This is a genomic window from Arenimonas alkanexedens (assembly GCF_054781355.1).
Window position 1 is genome coordinate 326,595 of the sequence record NZ_BAAGUO010000002.1, and the last position, 14,450, is coordinate 341,044.

General features: G+C 69.1%; 12 protein-coding genes and 1 riboswitch. Of the genes, 8 read left to right on the forward strand and 4 right to left on the reverse strand.

What is annotated here, in order from left to right; all coding sequences use genetic code 11:
* The first annotated feature begins 14 nt into the window (after nt 1-14).
* Genes ACYVGY_RS06105 through ACYVGY_RS06115 form a run of 3 tightly spaced genes read left to right on the forward strand, consistent with a single transcriptional unit; the run spans nt 15 to nt 1,790 of the window.
* On the forward strand, nt 15-668 hold the full coding sequence (locus tag ACYVGY_RS06105; RefSeq protein WP_460456576.1) for a YceI family protein: 654 nt from the start codon (nt 15-17) through the stop codon (nt 666-668).
* The gene (locus ACYVGY_RS06110; RefSeq protein WP_460456577.1) at nt 652-1,242 is read left to right on the forward strand and encodes a cytochrome b; all 591 of its coding nucleotides are present in this window, start codon (nt 652-654) and stop codon (nt 1,240-1,242) included. Before ACYVGY_RS06105 ends, ACYVGY_RS06110 begins: the two co-directional genes overlap by 17 nt.
* Nucleotides 1,243-1,244: 2 nt before the next feature.
* Complete coding sequence (locus ACYVGY_RS06115) at nt 1,245-1,790, forward strand: YceI family protein (RefSeq protein ID WP_460456578.1); 546 nt, start codon at nt 1,245-1,247, stop codon at nt 1,788-1,790.
* An 18-nt stretch (nt 1,791-1,808) separates the two neighbouring features.
* Here ACYVGY_RS06115 and ACYVGY_RS06120 read toward each other — a convergent pair whose 3' ends face one another.
* A complete protein-coding gene (locus tag ACYVGY_RS06120; RefSeq protein ID WP_460456579.1) occupies nt 1,809-2,042 on the reverse strand; it encodes a glutaredoxin family protein in 234 nt (77 codons plus the stop codon).
* An 86-nt stretch (nt 2,043-2,128) separates the two neighbouring features.
* On the opposite strand from ACYVGY_RS06120, the gene ACYVGY_RS06125 reads away from it, so the two are divergent.
* From ACYVGY_RS06125 to ACYVGY_RS06140, 4 genes are all read left to right on the forward strand, one after another.
* Nucleotides 2,129-3,511, forward strand: a complete 1,383-nt coding sequence (locus ACYVGY_RS06125; RefSeq protein ID WP_460456580.1) for an L-serine ammonia-lyase — start codon at nt 2,129-2,131, stop codon at nt 3,509-3,511.
* A 104-nt stretch (nt 3,512-3,615) separates the two neighbouring features.
* Nucleotides 3,616-6,672 carry a two-component regulator propeller domain-containing protein gene (locus tag ACYVGY_RS06130; RefSeq protein WP_460456581.1) on the forward strand — a complete coding sequence of 1,019 codons (3,057 nt, stop codon included), beginning with the start codon at nt 3,616-3,618 and terminating at the stop codon, nt 6,670-6,672.
* A 33-nt stretch (nt 6,673-6,705) separates the two neighbouring features.
* Nucleotides 6,706-8,913 carry a putative bifunctional diguanylate cyclase/phosphodiesterase gene (locus tag ACYVGY_RS06135; protein WP_460456582.1) on the forward strand — a complete coding sequence of 736 codons (2,208 nt, stop codon included), beginning with the start codon at nt 6,706-6,708 and terminating at the stop codon, nt 8,911-8,913.
* Nucleotides 8,914-8,915: 2 nt separating this feature from the next.
* Entirely contained in the window at nt 8,916-9,692 is a 777-nt protein-coding gene (locus ACYVGY_RS06140) for a M23 family metallopeptidase (RefSeq protein WP_460456583.1), read from the forward strand.
* Here the strand turns inward: ACYVGY_RS06140 and ACYVGY_RS06145 are convergent.
* Genes ACYVGY_RS06145 through metX form a run of 3 tightly spaced genes read right to left on the reverse strand, consistent with a single transcriptional unit; the run spans nt 9,689 to nt 13,010 of the window.
* Nucleotides 9,689-10,750 carry a homoserine dehydrogenase gene (locus tag ACYVGY_RS06145; RefSeq protein ID WP_460456584.1) on the reverse strand — a complete coding sequence of 354 codons (1,062 nt, stop codon included), beginning with the start codon at nt 10,748-10,750 and terminating at the stop codon, nt 9,689-9,691. The two genes, ACYVGY_RS06140 and ACYVGY_RS06145, sit on opposite strands and share 4 nt — an antisense overlap.
* On the reverse strand, nt 10,747-11,931 hold the full coding sequence (metB, locus tag ACYVGY_RS06150) for a cystathionine gamma-synthase (protein ID WP_460456585.1): 1,185 nt from the start codon (nt 11,929-11,931) through the stop codon (nt 10,747-10,749). The genes ACYVGY_RS06145 and metB overlap by 4 nt, the downstream gene beginning before the upstream one ends.
* A complete protein-coding gene (gene metX, locus ACYVGY_RS06155) occupies nt 11,928-13,010 on the reverse strand; it encodes a homoserine O-succinyltransferase MetX (RefSeq protein ID WP_460456586.1) in 1,083 nt (360 codons plus the stop codon). Before metX ends, metB begins: the two co-directional genes overlap by 4 nt.
* An 86-nt stretch (nt 13,011-13,096) precedes the next feature.
* Nucleotides 13,097-13,214, reverse strand: a riboswitch (SAM riboswitch).
* Nucleotides 13,215-13,330: 116 nt separating this feature from the next.
* Here metX and ACYVGY_RS06160 point away from each other — a divergent pair.
* The gene (locus tag ACYVGY_RS06160) at nt 13,331-14,446 is read left to right on the forward strand and encodes a 6-bladed beta-propeller (RefSeq protein ID WP_460456587.1); all 1,116 of its coding nucleotides are present in this window, start codon (nt 13,331-13,333) and stop codon (nt 14,444-14,446) included.
* The last annotated feature ends 4 nt before the right edge of the window (nt 14,447-14,450 follow it).

A 14,450-nucleotide genomic window follows, 5' to 3' on the forward strand; every position in this document is an offset into this window, starting at 1 on the left:
GTAGGAGAACGCCCATGTCGTTCGGGCCATACGCCCTGCCGGGATTGCTGCTTCTGGCCCTTGCCGGCCAGGCCGGCGCCGCGGCGCGCGAATACCAGCTCGACCCGGTGCACACCCGCATCGCCTTCCAGGTCGACCACGCCGGCCTGTCGCGCGCCATCGGCACGTTTTCCGGCGCCAGCGGCAGCTTGGTGTTCGACCCGGACGACTGGTCAACGGCGACGCTGGAAGTGGACATTCCGCTCGCCAGCCTCGACCTGGGCGATGCCCGCTGGCACGAGCGCGTGCTCGACCGCACCTTCCTCGACGCCGGCGCACAGCCGGTGGCGCGCTTCGTATCCACCCGGGTCGAAGCCACCGGCGAAGGCCAGGCACGCGTGTTCGGCGAGCTGAGCCTGCGCGGCGTCCGCCACGAGGTCGCCCTCGACGTCACCCTGAATGCGCTCAAGCGGCACCCGCTCACCTTCAAACGCACCGCGGGCTTTTCCGCTACCGGACGCCTGCGCCGGCAGGATTTCGGAATGACGTCCTGGGAACGCCTGGTCGGCGCGGAGGTTACCCTGCAGATTGAAGCCGAAGCCATCCGCGGCCGTCGCAAGGCCGACGATGAGCGCGATGACGAGGCGACCCCTGACGAAACGGAGAACTCCGATGCCGATCCGCAATAGCGACCAAGCCTGGGGCGCCGTCAGCCTGGGCATCCACTGGCTGACGGTGGCGATGGTGCTGGGCCTGATCGCAGTGGGCCTGCTGATGCAGGAGCTGTCGTTTTCCTCCACCAAGGCGACGCTCTATTCGCTGCACAAGACCTTTGGGCTCACGGTGCTGGGCCTGACCGTGATGCGACTTCTCTGGCGCCTGTACGCCGGCGCGCCGGCACCGGTCCCGGGCACACCGCGCTGGCAGTCGGCGATCGCCAGCGTCACCCACGGCGTGCTTTATCTGATCCTGCTGGCGATGCCGATCAGCGGTTGGCTCTACCATTCGGCGTCCGGCTACCCGCCGCGCAACCTCAGCTGGTTCGGTCTTTTCAAACTGCCCAGCCTCAGCGATCGCGACGAGCCGCTGCGCGACGCCGCGCTGGCGGCACACGAGTGGCTGTTCATCGCGCTGGCGGTGATCGTCACGGTGCATGCACTGGCTGCGCTCAAGCATCACTACATCGACCGCGACCGCACCCTGGCGCGCATGCTGCCGCTGGCCAAGCCGGCGCCTAAACCGCACGACGATTCCGGAGCCTGACCATGCGCCTTCCCGTCCTTCTGTCCCTGCTGCTGGCCACCGCCACCGCCGGCGCCACCGACTACCGCGCCGAGGCCGGCTCCACGCTCGGTTTCCGCGCCAGCTATCAGGGTGAGAACTTCGAAGGCGCCTTCCGCGACTTCAGCCCGGCCATCCGCTTTGATCCCGCCGACCTGGCGCAGTCGCGCTTCGACGTGCGCATTGACCTGTCCAGCGCCGGCACCCAGAACGCGGACCGCGACGAACTGCTGCTGGGTCCGGATTTCTTCGACAGCATCGCGCGGCCGGAAGCGCGCTACGTGGCGACGCGCTTCCGCGCGCTGGGCGGCGACCGCTACGTGGCCAAGGGCGAGCTGAGCCTGCGCGGCGTCAGCCAGCCGGTAGCGCTTAACTTCACCTGGACCGCCGGCGCCAAGCCGGTGCTCGAAGGCGACGCGATGCTCAAGCGCCTGGCTTTCGAGGTGGGCGGTGGGGACTGGAGCGACACTGGGATGATTCCCGATGAAGTGAAGGTGGTGACGCGGCTGGTGTTGGTGCCTTCGAATTAATAACCGGGGATCGGGACTTCAGTCCCGATCCGCCATAAACCCCCGCACCGCCTCCGCCGAAAACGGCCAATCCAACTCGGCGCCGCTATCCTCGCGCCGCAGCACCGGAATGCGCTCGCCGTAGCGCGCCTCAAGCCCGGCATCGGCGTCTATCCACAGCGATTCAAAGTCGGCCACGCCGGCCGCGGCCAGGACTTCCCAGGCCAGGTCACACAGGTGGCAGTCGTCGCGCTGGATCAGCGTAAGCGTCATCGCGTGGCCCGCAGTTCGCCGGCGTACAGTCGCTTCGGCGTGATGGCGCATAGAATACGGCCTCCGTCCCGGATTCCACGCATTCCATGGCCGTCAGCGTTTTCGACCTCTTCAAGATTGGCATCGGCCCCTCGTCCTCGCACACGGTCGGGCCCATGCGCGCCGCGGCACGCTTCACCAGCCACTGGCTGGAGGAAGGCGGCCTGCTGGCGCGTACGGCGCGGGTGCGGGTCGAAGTCTATGGCTCGCTGGCGCTGACCGGTCGCGGCCACGGCACCGACAAGGCCGTGCTGATGGGTCTCGAGGGCCATTGGCCGAACGAAATCGATCCCGACCTGATCCCCGCTGCGCTCGAGCGCATCCGCAAGCAAAAGAAACTGCAGCTGCTGGGCCGGCACGAGATCGGGTTCGACGAAAAGCACGACCTGGTGATGAACAAGCGCCAGAAGCTGCCGTTCCACACCAACGGCATGCGCTTCAGCGCCTATGACGCCGAAGGCGAGCAGCTGGCCACGCGCGACTACTACTCGGTGGGCGGCGGCTTCGTCGTCAACACCGACGAGGCCGCGGAAGACCGCATCGTCCCCGACACCACCGAGCTGCCCTACCCCTTCCACTCCGGCGATGAGCTGCTGCAGCGCTGCGAAGAAAGCGGCCTGGACATCGCCGGCGTGATGATGGCCAACGAGTCCACCTGGCGCAGCGAAGCCGAGATCCTGGCCGGTCTGCAGGAGCTCTGGAAGGCCATGCAGGACTGCACCCAGCGCGGCATCCGCGAGAAGGGCACCCTGCCCGGCGGCCTGAATGTGACCCGGCGCGCGCCCTCGCTGCACGCCGAGCTGTCGTCCAAGCCCGAAGCCGGCATGCGTGATCCGCTGACCGTGCTCGACTGGGTCAATCTGTATGCGCTGGCGGTGAACGAAGAAAATGCCGCCGGCGGCCGCGTCGTCACCGCCCCCACCAACGGCGCCGCCGGCATCATTCCGGCGGTGCTGCACTACTACGACCGCTTCTGCCCCGGCGCCAACGAAAAAGGGGTGGTCACCTTCCTGCTGACCGCCGCGGCGGTAGGCATTCTGTACAAGGAAAACGCGTCCATATCGGGCGCCGAAGTCGGCTGTCAGGGCGAAGTGGGCGTGGCCTGCTCGATGGCCGCCGCCGGCCTCACCGCCGCCCTGGGCGGCAGCCCCGGCCAGGTCGAGAACGCCGCCGAGATAGGCATGGAACACAACCTCGGCCTCACCTGCGACCCGATCGGCGGCCTGGTGCAGATCCCCTGCATCGAGCGCAATGCCATGGGCGCAGTGAAGGCCATCAACGCCTCGCGCATGGCCCTGCGCGGCGACGGCAAGCACAAGGTGTCGCTAGACAAGGTCATCAAGACCATGCGCGACACCGGCCGCGACATGCAGGACAAGTACAAGGAAACCAGCCGAGGCGGCCTGGCGGTCAACGTTATCGAGTGCTGAGCCACCGATATCCGTAGAACTGGGTCACGGTGCGGGGCACCGGCGCTTGCCGATTCGCGGCGTAGGCTGCGATAGTCAAGTCCAGCCCGCCACCGGAAGCCCACGTGCTGACCTCGCGCCGCGCTTCGCCCTGGTTGCTCCTGATCGCCCTGCTGCTGGGCGCGGGTCCGGCCGTGGCCCTGGACCCGGAAAAATCCTTCCACCATTACGTGCTCAACACCTGGAGCATCGAGGAAGGGCTGCCGCAGATCAGCGCACTGGCCATCGCCCAGGACCAGCAGGGCTATCTGTGGGTGGGCACACAGGCGGGGTTGGCGCGCTTCGACGGCGTGCGGTTCACCGCCTATACCCCTGACAACGCCCCCGGCCTGCCCGGACTCTGGATCCATGACCTGCTGGTGGACCCGGGCAACCGCCTTTGGGTTTCCACCTACCGCGGCCTGGCCGTGCATGAGAACAGTAGCTTCCGCGCCATCCCGCTGGCCGGGGCCGACCCCGACCAGCTGACCGAAACCGGCCAATTGGCCTGGACCGCACGGGGCGAGCTGTTCGTGACCTCGCCGCAGGGCGTACTGCGCGTACAGGACGAGCAGCTCGTGCTCGCCTACCCCCTGCCCCGACCGGCTACGGCGCTGCTGGCCAGCGGCGACACGCTCTGGGTTGGAAACCGCGGCCAGGTGGTGCGCCTGGCGGGCAAGGCCATGGCGCTGATGCCGCTGCCGGCCGGCGACGAAGACACCGTGGTCACCGAACTGCTCGAAGCCCAAGGCCGCCTGTGGGCCGGCACCAGCGCCGGGCTGTTCTATCGCGAGGGCAACGCGTGGAAGCGCCATGAGGGCGGCGCGCCCCTGTCGCGGGCGCCGATCGAGTCCATGTTCGAGGACAGCGACGGCAACCTGTGGATCGGCATGGTGGAAAACCTCGCACGGCTGCGCAACGGCCGCGTGCGCGAGCTGGTCATCAATGAACCCGCGGCCGCAGCGGTGCGCAAGGTCTTCGAAGACCGCGAAGGCAACCTGTGGCTGGGCGGCCAGTGGCACGGCCTGAGCCGGCTGTGGAACGGCTGGACCCGCCGCTATGGCACGCGCGAAGGCCTGGCAGACCAGATGCTGTGGTCGGTGGCGCGCGGTCCGGATGGCCGGCTCTGGGCCGGCAGCAACTCCGGGCTCAGCGTGATGGAAGGCGGCAGTTTCCGCGAAGTGGTGGCGGCCGACCAGCTGCCGCATCCCAACGTCTACACCCTGCTGCCCGAAGACAATACGGTCTGGATCGGCACCCGACGCGGGCTGGCCGTGCTGCGCGGTGATCGCCTGGAGCAGCCGCCCGAATTCAGCCCGATGCGCGGCACCCAGATCAACGGCATTCTTCGCGACTACCGCGGCGCGCTGTGGTTCGCGACCAACCAGGGCGCCTACCGGTACGCCCGGGGCGAGCTGCGCGCCTTCACCGTTGAACAGGGCCTGCGCGATCCACGCACCCGCATACTTTACGAAACCAGCGAAGGTCGGCTGCTGCTGGGCACCCAGGCCGGCCTGTACGAAATCGTCGGCGACCGCGTCACGCCGCTGGGCCTGGATACCGGCCTGAGCGCCGACCTGGACGTCACGGCCATCCACCAACTGGCCGATGGCGAACTGGTGATCGGCACCTTGTCGGAGGAAATATTCCTTTCGCACAAAGACCAATGGATCCGCTTCGGCGTTGAGCAGGGGATGCCGGTCAATTCGCCCTTCTTCATAACCCATGACCGCCAGGGTTATCTGTGGGTGGCCGGCATCCGCGGCATCCAGCGCATCCGACTGCGCGAGATGCTTGCGGTGGCCTCCGGCGAAACGGACCGGGTGCAGGGCGAGATGCTGCTCAACGAGCGCGGCGACCGCCGCGGCGGCCAGAAAGGCGACTGCTGCAACGGCGCCGGCAATGCCAAGGGCTTCCTGTTTGGCGACGAGCTGTACCTGCCGACCCGCGCCGGGCTGGTGGTGATGTCCAGCGAAGGCATCGTCAAGAACGAACTGGCGCCGCGCACCCTGATCGAACGCGTGCGCGTGGGCGACCAGTGGCGCGTCGCCAATCCGTCGGCCAGCTGGCGCCTGGGCCAGGACGACCGCGACCTGAGCTTCGAATTCACCGTGCTCAGCTTCCAGGACCCCAAGAGCGTCGAACTGCGCTATCGCCTGGTGGGCTATGACGAGCAGTGGCGCGACCTGGATGACGTCACCCGGCGGAACGCGAACTACACCAACCTGCCGCCCGGTTCCTATGTATTCGAAGCCATCGGCGCCAACACCGCCGGCGTCTGGAGCAAGTTGCCGGCCCAACTGGGTTTCCACATCCAGCCCCGCTTCCACGAAACCGGCCTGTTCCAGCTGTTGGTGGCCGCCGTGCTGCTGAGCCTGGTGTATGCCGGCTACCGCCGCCAGCTGGGCGCGCACCAACGCCAGCGCGCTTCACTCGAAGCCCTGGTAAGCCAGCGCACCGAGGCGCTGGAAGTAGCGAACCTCAGGCTGGAGGAAGCCAGCCAGACCGACCCGATGACCGGGCTGCGCAATCGCCGCTACCTGGCCAACCAGATCCCGGCCGACATCGCCTACTACGATCGCGAGGCCGTGCGCCGCGCCGCGCCGGGCGAAGTCATGGTGTTCGCGCTGGTGGACGTGGACCACTTCAAGGCCGTCAACGATCGCTACGGTCATGCGGCCGGCGACCGGGTGCTGCAGCAGTTTGCGCAGGTGCTGGGGCATCTGGTGCGCACCGGCGACTACATCGCGCGCTGGGGCGGCGAGGAGTTCCTGATCGTGTTCCGGCCCATGCCGAACCGGCACCTGCCGATCCTCGGCGATCGCATCCTGAGCGCCGTTTCCGAGCATCGCTTCGACGTCGGCGACGACGAACCGATCTCCCTGAGCTGCTCGATCGGCTTCATCGAATGCCCCCTGTTCCGGGACGCGCGCGGCAGCCTGGGCTGGGAGCAGATGGTGGAACTGGCCGACCGTGCGCTGTATCGCGTCAAGGCCCAGGGCCGCAACGGCTGGGCCGCTTTCCGGCCGCTGTCGAATGCCGATCTTCCTGGGCTGCTGGCGGCGCTGCAGAACGGCGAACAGGACCTGCTGGCATCGGGCAAGTTCGAGCTGCTGGGATCGGAAGGCATTACCAACCCCTAGTCGGCGGCAGGCTTCCGGGCCTATTCTCGAACCATGAAGTCCATCAAGCGCCGGATCGGTCTGTTCCTCCTGCTCGTGGCGCTGTACGTGTTGGGCGCGGCCTATTCCAGCGCCTTGGTGGACGGGCCCGCCGAGGTCGCGCTGTTCTGGCCTGCCTCGGGCGTCGCGCTGGCGGGGGTGATGCGTTTCGGCCTGCGCTGGGTCTGGTTCGTGCCGATTGGCGGGCTGCTGGCCCACCTGCTGTTCGCGCCGGTGCCGATGGCGTTCCTGCCCTGGTCGCTGGCCAGCAATCTGATCGGCGTGATGGTCGGTGCCTCGCTGCTCAAACGCGCGCCCGGCAACAACCCGCTGACGGTCAAGTTCGGCCTGCGCGCACTGGCCGGTGGCACCGTCATGGCCACTACCAGCGCCCTGATCGGCACCGCCGGCCTGCTGCAAACCGACATGATCGGACTGCCTGCCCTGCCCGCGTCGCTGTCGCTGTGGTTCCTGGGCGACCTGCTGGGCGTGGCCAGCATCACGCCGGCGGTGCTGCTGGCGCTGGCCCGGCGCGAACGGCGCCAGGTCACCGACAGCGGGCGCTACGCGGCCGAGCCCGAGCAGCTGCTGTGGAACGTGGTGATGGCCACCAGCTACCTGCTGATGGCCTGGGCCGGCAGCCTGGGCGGCAACTACGCGCTGGGCCTGGTGGCGCTGCCGCTGGGTGTGCTGGTCTGGAGCGCGCTGCGCTTCCCGCCGCTGCATACCGCGCTGGCGATCGCCGTGACCATGCTGCTGGTTGCGGGGATGGCCGGCATGGGGCTGGCGGGCTATCCCGCGCCGGCGCACACCCGCGACAGCGTCAGCCTGCTGGCCTTCCTGACGGCGGTGGCGTCGCTGCCGATGATCCTTTCCTTCGCCATGCACCAACAGCGCGCGAGTGCCGCCAGCCTGATCCAGCGCGCCAGCACCGACCCCCTGACCGGGCTGGCCAATCGCAACGCCTTCGAGGACCAGGTACGCGCGGCCCTGGCCGAACCGGCGGCGCCGGCGATGGCCCTGGCTTATCTGGACCTGGACCACTTCAAACTGATCAACGACACCGCCAGCCACGTTGCCGGCGACAGCCTGATCCGCGGCGTCGCCGGGATCATCGAGGCCCACCGGCATCCCAACGACCTGCTGGCGCGCACCGGCGGCGACGAGTTCGCGCTGCTGTTGCGCAACTGCACGCCGATGGTGGCCGAGGACCGCGCCCGCGCCCTGCTGCGCGCCATCGAAGGCTATCGCTGCGGATGGAACGGCCAGGTGCTGGCCACCACCGCCAGCGTTGGCATGGTGACGGCCCAGCCGGGCAAGGCCGACTACGCCCAGCTGCTATCGCAGGCTGACGCGGCCTGCTTCACTGCCAAGGAAAAAGGCGGCAACCGGGTCTGCATGGCCAGCCTGGACGGCGGCGAACTGCTCGATCGCACCGCCGCCATGAAGTGGGTAGTGCGTATCCGCGAATCGCTAGAAAACCAGGCACTGGAGCTTTACTGCCAAAGCATCGTGCCGCTGCATGAAGGCCTGCAGGAAGGCCGCCACTTCGAAGTGCTGCTGCGCCTGCGTGACCCGCGCACGGGCGAACTGATCATGCCGGGACGCTTCATGCCCGCCGCCGAGCGCTTCCACCTGGGCACCCGCATTGATCGCGAAGTGATCGGCCAGACCCTGTCCTGGCTGGAGGCCAACCCGGACGCCGCCGCCACCGTAGGCACCTGCTCGATCAATCTTTCCGGCGACGCCATGATTGACGAGGCGTTCATCAGCTTCGTCGCCGAGCGTCTGCGCCGCAGCGGCTTCCCCGGCAGCAAGCTGTGCTTCGAAGTAACCGAAACCAGCGCCGTGCGCGACCTGGCCCGGGCCCAGCGCTTCATCAACGAGATGCGCGCGCTGGGCTGTCGCTTCGCACTCGACGACTTCGGCACCGGTTTCTGCTCGTTCAACTACGTCCAGGCGCTGGACGTGGACTACTTCAAGATTGACGGCAGCTTCGTGCGCGACATGGACAGCTCGCCGCTGTCGATGGCCGTGGTTCGCTCGATCAACGAGATCGCGCACGTGCTGGGCAAACACAGCATCGCCGAGCACACCGAGTCCGAGGCCCAGCGCAAGGCGCTCGCCGCGCTGGGCGTGGACTTCGCCCAGGGCCATGCGGTGGACCGGCCCTTGCCCATCGCCACCTATTTCGCGGCGCCGATACGCGGGTTCTGGGAGTGAGGATGCGGCGGTGGCTGGCATGGGCGCTATTGGGCGTTTCGGCGGCGGCCGGTGCCGACGACAGCCCGGCCGAACTGGTGATCGAACGCCGCGGCCAGGACGTGATCGCCTACGCGGTGAACCGGCTGTCGGGCCCGGTCGAGATCGAACTCAACGCGCTGGAGCTGGTGGACATGGCCAATGACGCCGCCCTGCCCCTGCGCCAGGTGCTGCCGGCGCGGGCGCGGGTGCGGCTGGTGCGCCTGAGCGCGCAGTCGGCCAACGCGCGCCAGTCGCTGCGCATGGACGCGACCCCGGGTCCGCCGGGCCAGGTGGCGCGCGACGTGGTGTATTCGCTGCCGGTGGACGAGCAACGGTTCGAGCTGGGCCAGGGCTTCCACGGCGGCTTCAGCCACCAGGACCGCGCCAATCGCTACGCCATTGACCTGATCGTGGCCGACGGCACGCCGGTGCTGGCGGCCCGGGCCGGCGTGGTGATGCAGGCCGAGGGCAATTTCAGCGAAGGCGGCACGGACGCCACCCTGGCCAACCGGGCCAACCTGATCCGCGTGCTGCACGACGACGGCAGCATGGCGCTGTACGCGCACCTGCAGCCCGGCGGCGTGCTGGTGCGCGCCGGCGACGCGGTGTCGCTGGGGCAGGTGATTGGCCGTTCGGGCAGCACCGGCTATTCCAGCGGGCCGCACCTGCACTTCGCGGTACAGGTGAACGCCGGGCTTGCGCTGGCCTCGATTCCGTTCCGGATGGTCGGTCCCGCCGGCTTCCTGCCGCTGCGCTAAGCCCGCAGGCTGCCGAGGATGTCGTCGAGCAAAGCGGCGGCGGTGACCTCCGCCCCCGCGCCGGGACCTTGGATCTGCAGCGGGCGATCGCGATAGCGGGTGCTCCAGATGGCGACATGGTTGTCGCAGCCTCGACCCACCGCGAGCGCATCGTCCGGCGCCAACGACTCAAGCCCGACCCGGGCACCGGCGCCATCGAAACGGGCGACGTAGCGCAGCACACGGCCTTCGGTGGCGGCACGCGCGGCGCGTTCACCGATCGGCCCGTCCAGTCCACGCAGGGCAGCCGCCACTGCCTCGGGACACGCCGCCTGCAGCGCCGGCGTCAGCAGCGACTCCACCTGCACTTCCTCCGACGCCAGCGGATACCCGGCCGAGCGGGCGAGGATCAGCAGCTTGCGGCGAACGTCTTCGCCGGACAGGTCCACGCGCGGATCCGGTTCGGCATAGCCCTGGGCCACGGCGGCGAGCACGCGCTCGGAGAAGGGCTCCCGCCCCGCGTAGTCGTCGAACAGCCAGGCCAGGGTGCCCGAGAGCACGCCGGCGATGGCGGTGATGCGGTCACCGCCTGCACGCAGGTGGCGCAGCGTGGCCAACAGCGGCAGGCCGGCGCCGACGGTGGCGGCATCGCCGTAGCGGCGCCGCGCGCTGCTGAGCTGGGCGATTTCGTGCTGGCGCAGCAGTGGCCCGCCGAGGCCAAGCTTGTTGGCGCTGACGACGTGCAGGCCCTGGCGCAGCCAGCGCGGATGCCAGGCGGCGAGCTCGCCGGAGGCGCTGGCATCCACGACGATGTCGCCGGGCGCGAATTCGGCCGGCAGCTTGCCACCGCCGTCGTGGCCATCCGCCCTCGCCAGCGCGTCTTGCCAGGCCAGCGGCGGCAGTCCGTCCGGCGCGTGCAGCCGGCGGCGCGAATTCGCAACCAGGCAAAGCGAAAGCCGCGGGTCGTTGCGCGCGGCCAGTAGCTCGGCGAGCGCGCGCCCCACGGTGCCGACGCCCAGCAGGGCGATCCGGTGCACGAGCGGCGGGGTCTCGGGCAACGCTTCAACCGGCAGGCTCACGACGACAGCTCCGCCGACGCGACCCGCGCCGCGCGTTCAAGTGCGGCGCCGAGATCGGCCTCCAGGTCTTCCAGCGCTTCGATACCGACCGACAGCCGCAGCAGGCCTTCGCCGATGCCGGCCTGGCGGCGGGCCTCGGCCGACATGGCCGCGTGGGTCATGGTTGCCGGATGCGCAACCAGGCTTTCAACGCCGCCCAGCGATTCGGCCAGGGTGAAATACTGCAGGCCTTCGAGGAAGGCGCAGACCGCCGGCACGCCGCCGGCCAGCTCCAGCGACACCATGGCGCCGAAGCCGTGCTGCTGCCGCGCCGCCAAGGCATGCCCCGGATGCGAGGCCAGGCCCGGATAGTGCACGGCGGCGCAGGCGCGATGGCGCTGCAGGCGTTCGGCCAGCGCCGCGGCGTTCTCCTGATGCACGCGCAGGCGCGCGTCCAGCGTGCGCAGGCCGCGCAGGGTCAGGAAACTATCGAAGGGCGAACCGGTAATGCCCAGCGCGTTCGCCCACCAGGCCAGCGTTTCATGACGGGCCGCGTCGCGCGCCACCACCGCGCCGCCAACGACGTCGCTGTGGCCGTTGATGTACTTGGTGGTGGAGTGCAGCACGAAGTCGGCGCCGTGCTCGATCGGACGCTGCAGCGCCGGCGACAGGAAGGTGTTGTCCACCAGCGCCAGCGCGCCGGCGGCGTGCGCGGCGGTGATCACCGCGTCCAGGTCGGTGATGCGCAGCAAGGGGTTGGACGGCGTTTCGATCCAGACCAGCGTGGTTGGGAGCGCCAGCGCGGCGGCCAGCGCCTGCGGCTGGTTGAGGTCCACCAGCGCCAGTTCGAAGCGGCCCTTGCGCGCCAGCGCATCAAACAGACGCCAGCTGCCGCCGTAGCAATCATGCGTCACGACCAGGCGGTCGCCGGGCGCGAGCAGGGCTTCGAGCACGAGCGTGATGGCGGCCATGCCGGTGGCGGTGACCACGGCACCGGCGCCGCCCTCGAGTTCGGCCAAGGCGTCTGCCAGCTGGTCGCGGGTGGGGTTGCCGCTGCGGGTGTAGTCGTAGCGGCGCTTGCGGTCGAAGCCGGCGAAGCTGAAGTTGCTCGACAGCACCAGCGGCGGCGTCACGGCGCCGAAGGCGGTGTCGGCATCAATGCCGGCGCGCACGGCGGCGGTGGCGGGACAGCGCGCGCTCACGCCGCACCGCCTTCGGCCGCGGCCAGGGCTTCGCGCAGCAGGCGCGCGATCGCGGCCTCCTCTTTCAGGAAGGCATCGTGGCCGTAGCGCGAACGCAGCGGACGCAGCGTCGCCGGCCCGCCGAGGGTTTCCACCAGCTGCTGCAGGTCGGATAGCGGCACCAGGCGGTCGTCTTCGATCGCGATTACCGTCGTGGCTACGCTCACATCGGTCGGATTGACCCGGTGCAGGTCAATCGATTCGGACAGGCGCAGGAAGGCCGTGCTGGTCCAGCGCGCCGCGTAGCGCTGGCCGCAGTGGGCCAGGTAGTCCTCGGCGGCGCAATGGGCGACGTCGCCCCGCAGCTGCACCGGCGCATCGAAGCGTTCGCCGAATTCGTCCGGCGTGCGGTAACTGAGCATCGCGAACTGCCGTGCCAGCGCCAGGCCGCGCGTCACCGCGCCTTCGCTGCGACCCAGGGCCACGCACTGGCGCTGCAGCGCACGCCAGGCGCTGGCATAGGGGTGGGCGCGGTGCGCGCCGGAGATCGCGACCAGCCGATCCAGGCGTTCGCCGTGGCGAGCCGCGAACTGCAGGCCGACCATGGCGCCATACGACGCGCCGACGAATGCCGCCGCGCGCCGGACCCCGAAATGATCCAGCACCGCCGCCAAGGCATCGGCCTGGTCGGCGCTATCAATCGGCGCATCGAGCGCGCCGTCGGCGCCCAGCCAGTCGATCGCAAGAATGCAGTGGCGGCGCGTGTCGATGGCCAGCCCCGGACCGACCTGCGCGTCCCACCAGCCCTTGCCCGCCGCGCTGGCGACCAGCTGCCGACCCGCCGAGATTCCGCCGGCCACCACGACCACGGGCGCGTCCGCCACGCCGAACCATTGGCCGCGGATCACGACGCGGCGCTCGCCTGCATGGCGCAGCGCCAGCCGCCGCTCCAGGCAAAACGCGCCGCCCCCCTGTAGGAGGGCCTTCAGGCCCGAAGCTTTTTCGCGAGGAGCGTTCGGGCCTGAAGGCCCTCCTACAGGGCATGCGGCGGTATCGGCGAAGTGGCCGTCAACTTGGTTCGGGGCGAGCTGGAAACTCATCGCAGGACTCCTGGGCTGGAAAGGACACCCAGCGAGGTTCATGCGGGAAAGCGGCGTCACGTGCCCGCCAGCGCGGGAAACCACATGACCCATCTCTCGGCGGACACAAGGTCCCCGCAGGAATTGGCACCTTCATGCGCGATTGCTCGTGCATGGGTTGCCCCGGCGTCTTCGGGCCTACCCCTCAGCCGGTCTCGATGGGTGTTGCGGGGTGGACTGTGCACCCGCCCGGCCAGACTGTCAATCCTTTCATGCGCATGAAGCGATGGATACCTTGCCCGGATTGGCAGCCACCCCGATCAGGACGGCATAATTCGCCCATGAACATCCTCTCGCGCCGGCTGCTCGCCACCTTTTCTCTCGCCCTGCTGGTCGTCGGCTGCGCCGGCACGAGCGGTCGGCACAACAGTTCCTCCGCCCTCGTGCCCGAGCGCGAACCGCCGCCGATGGCCTTGGTAGCCGAGAGCTTCCTCACCGCCCCGCTGCCCGAGCACGAGATCGATTCGGTGGCCGCCTGGAACACGCCCACGGGCGGCACCTGGCTGATCGCCACCGGCAAGGAAAGCCACCAGCTGGTCGTCTACGACGGCAACACCGGCGCCCTGCTGCGCACCGTGGGCAATAAGGGCGATGGCCCTGGCGAATTCCTGCGGCCCAACGGCATCGCCGTGTTCGGCGACGCGGTGTTCGTGGTCGAACGCGACAACCAGCGCGTGCAGATGTTCGAACTGCCGTCGTTCAAGCCGCTGCTGCAGTTCGGCCAGGACGAGCTAAAGAGCCCCTACGGCCTGTGGCTGCACGAACTGGCGCCGCGCGAGCTGGAGCTTTTCATCACCGACAGCTTCATGGCCGACTACCGGATCGAACTGGCGCCGCCGCTGGACCAGCTCGACCAACGCGTGAAGCGCTATCACCTGGACCTGCGCGGCGCGACGCCGCGCGCGACCCTGGTTCAGCAGTTCGGCGACACCAGCGAGCAAGGCGCACTGCGCATGGTGGAATCCATTGCCGGCGACCCGGTGCACGACCGCCTGCTGGTGGCCGAGGAAGACATCCGCATCGGCACCACCCTGCGCGAGTACCGCATGGACGGCAGCTACACCGGCCGCAGCCTGCCGCCCGAACGCTTCCAGGCCCAGGCCGAAGGCGTGGCGCTGTGGGCCTGCGCCGACGGCAGCGGCTACTGGATCACCGCCGACCAGAACACCCAGCGCACCGCCTTCCACGTCTTCGACCGTGAAACCATGGCATTCAAGGGCAGCTTCGCCGGCGACCAGGTGGCCGTGACCGACGGCATCTGGCTGCACGCGGTCGGCACCCACGCCTTCCCGAACGGCGTGCTGTACGTCTCGCACAACGACGAAGGCGCCGGCGCCTTCGACTGGCGCGACATCGCCAAGGCGCTGGGCCTGCGCGTCGACTGCACGACCTCCTGAACCC

Bases quoted from the DNA above. Each gene is read 5' to 3' on its own strand.
- ACYVGY_RS06105 (WP_460456576.1), top strand. From the start codon at position 15: ATGTCGTTCGGGCCATACGCCCTGCCGGGATTGCTGCTTCTGGCCCTT.
- ACYVGY_RS06110 (WP_460456577.1), top strand. From the start codon at position 652: ATGCCGATCCGCAATAGCGACCAAGCCTGGGGCGCCGTCAGCCTGGGC.
- ACYVGY_RS06115 (WP_460456578.1), top strand. From the start codon at position 1,245: ATGCGCCTTCCCGTCCTTCTGTCCCTGCTGCTGGCCACCGCCACCGCC.
- ACYVGY_RS06120 (WP_460456579.1), bottom strand. From the start codon at position 2,042: ATGACGCTTACGCTGATCCAGCGCGACGACTGCCACCTGTGTGACCTG.
- ACYVGY_RS06125 (WP_460456580.1), top strand. From the start codon at position 2,129: ATGGCCGTCAGCGTTTTCGACCTCTTCAAGATTGGCATCGGCCCCTCG.
- ACYVGY_RS06135 (WP_460456582.1), top strand. From the start codon at position 6,706: ATGAAGTCCATCAAGCGCCGGATCGGTCTGTTCCTCCTGCTCGTGGCG.
- ACYVGY_RS06140 (WP_460456583.1), top strand. From the start codon at position 8,916: ATGCGGCGGTGGCTGGCATGGGCGCTATTGGGCGTTTCGGCGGCGGCC.
- metX (WP_460456586.1), bottom strand. From the start codon at position 13,010: ATGAGTTTCCAGCTCGCCCCGAACCAAGTTGACGGCCACTTCGCCGAT.
- ACYVGY_RS06160 (WP_460456587.1), top strand. From the start codon at position 13,331: ATGAACATCCTCTCGCGCCGGCTGCTCGCCACCTTTTCTCTCGCCCTG.